1 protein-coding gene is annotated in these 1,289 nt (G+C 46.8%); it reads left to right on the top strand.

Annotated elements, in window-relative coordinates:
* Positions 1 to 102: 102 nt before the first annotated feature.
* Positions 103 to 1,289: membrane-bound lytic murein transglycosylase MltF (mltF, locus tag R7M72_RS24910; protein WP_318056437.1), on the top strand; the 1,187-nt coding region annotated here is incomplete at its 3' end.

Below are 1,289 nucleotides of genomic sequence, written 5' to 3'. Positions count from 1 at the left end.
GATAAACCACACACTGTCGCACTCTACCTGTCCGATTCGCTTTGCCCCATCTCCTCGCTTTGATATAAAGACCACTAGAAATTTTCTGAGATGTACCGATCAATGCAAATACGCCACTTCAACCGACTCAAGCGCAGCGTCCTAATTTTTGCTTCTGTGCTACTACTTTCTGCCTGCCAAATTGAGTCGCAGCCGAAAAGTGAATTCGAGAAAATCCAAGAGCGCGGAGTGCTACGCGTTGGCACGCTCAACAACCAACTCTCGTACTACATTGGTCCTGATGGCCCTGCGGGTTTGGATTATGAGCTAGCGCGTAAATTTGCAGAAGAGTTGGGCGTAAAGCTAGAAATCAAACCCGCTTTCAGACAAGCCGACCTTTTCCCAGCCTTAAAGAAGGGCGACATCGATATTATTGCTACAGGGCTTAATCAAACCTCACAAGCCGTCAAACGTTTTAGACCTGGCCCTGCTTATTATTATGTAAGCCAGCAAGTGGTCTACAAAAAGGGCCAGCTTCGTCCTCGTGATATTGAGCAGCTTATCGAGTATCAAGCATCCAAGGACAGTCAATCAGAAGAAGACGTGAATGCTGGCTCGCAAACATTGAAAATTGTCGAACAGTCACAATATGTTCCGACACTGACGGCATTGAAAAAGCAGTATCCTGAATTGCAGTTTGAAATCGTGGGCGATGCTGACACTCGCGATTTACTGAAACATGTATCGACTGGAGAACTGCGTTTCACCGTCACTGATTCCGTAGAACTGTCCCTCGCGCAACGCCTGTATCCAGATTTAGCACTTGCTTTTGAGCTCACCGAAGATCAACCAGTATCATGGTTTACTCGCCGCTCAGAGGATGAGAGCTTGTATGCGATGCTGATTGAGTTTTTCGGCAATATCAAACAATCTGGCGAGCTAGCTTCTCTTGAAGAGAAGTACATTGGCCATATTGAAGCGTTTGACTACGTGGACACGCGTGCCTTTATTCGTGCTCTTGATGATAAGTTGCCGAGATGGGCCCCGCTGTTCCAAAAATACAGCGAAGAGTTTGATTGGCGTTTAATCGCGGCTTTGGCCTACCAAGAATCTCATTGGAAACCAAAAGCAAAATCGCCTACGGGTGTTCGTGGCATGATGATGCTGACTTTACCAACTGCGAAAAGTGTTGGTGTAACCGATCGTCTAAACCCAGAGCAATCTGTTCGTGGTGGTGTGGAATACCTGCGTCGCATCGTCGCTCGCGTACCTGATACGATTAACGAACATGAAAAAATTTGGTTTGCATT

It is taken from the genome of Vibrio sp. YT-18, from assembly GCF_033337345.1.
Taxonomy (GTDB): Bacteria; Pseudomonadota; Gammaproteobacteria; order Enterobacterales; family Vibrionaceae; genus Vibrio; species Vibrio alginolyticus.
The sequence above is the reverse complement of the archived record's forward strand: the minus strand, read 5'-3'. Positions and strand labels throughout refer to the sequence as shown.